The sequence below is a fragment of the Okeania sp. SIO2F4 genome, assembly GCF_010672385.1.
Lineage (GTDB): Bacteria > Cyanobacteriota > Cyanobacteriia > Cyanobacteriales > Microcoleaceae > Trichodesmium.
This window is the reverse complement of sequence record NZ_JAAHGT010000826.1, coordinates 1,296-2,274: the sequence shown is the minus strand read 5'-3', so window position 1 is coordinate 2,274 and position 979 is coordinate 1,296.

Here is a 979-nt window from a genome sequence, read left to right as displayed (position 1 = left end):
GTCGCTCTGGAAACTATAACGTTGGAGTTTTTTGTGGGAATTTCCTATTTGTTAGTATCTCTCAAATCTCGGACTAGAGATTTTTTCGATTTGGAGTCTGTCTGGAAACTATAACGTTGGAGTTTTTTGTGGGAATTTCCTATTGTTAGTATCTCTTCAATTTTGAGAGTAGAGATTTTTTCAATTTGGAGTCGCTCTGGAAACTATAACGTTGGAGTTTTTTGTGGGAATTTCCTATTATTAGGATAAGTCAAATTTCGGACTAGATATTTGGGCGATTTGGAGTCGATCTTAAAACTATAACGTTGGAGTTTTTGGTGGGAATTTCCTATTGTTAGTATAAGTCAAATTTCGGACTAGATATTTGGGCGATTTGGAGTCTATATTGAAACTATAACGTTGGAGTTTTTGGTCAGAATTTCCTATTGTTAGTATCTCTTCAATTTTGAGAGGAGAGATTTTTTCGATGGGGAGTCGCTCTGGAAACTATAACGTTGGAGTTTTTGGTCAGAATTTCCTATTGTTAGTATCTCTTCAATTTTGAGAGGAGAGATTTTTTCGATGGGGAGTCGCTCTGGAAACTATAACGTTGGAGTTTTTTGTGGGAATTTCCTATTATTAGGATAAGTCAAATTTCGGACTAGATATTTTGGCGATGGGGAGTCGCTCTGGAAACTATAACGTTGGAGTTTTTTGTGGGAATTTCCTATTGTTAGTATCTCTTCAATTTTGAGAGGAGAGATTTTTTCAATTTGGAGTCGCTCTGGAAACTATAACGTTGGAGTTTTTTGTGGGAATTTCCTATTGTTAGTATCTCTTCAATTTTGAGAGGAGAGATTTTTTCGATGGGGAGTCGCTCTGGAAACTATAACGTTGGAGTTTTTTGTGGGAATTTCCTATTTGTTAGTATCTCTCAAATCTCGGACTAGAGATTTTTTCGATTTGGAGTCTGTCTGGAAACTATAACGTTGGAGTTTTT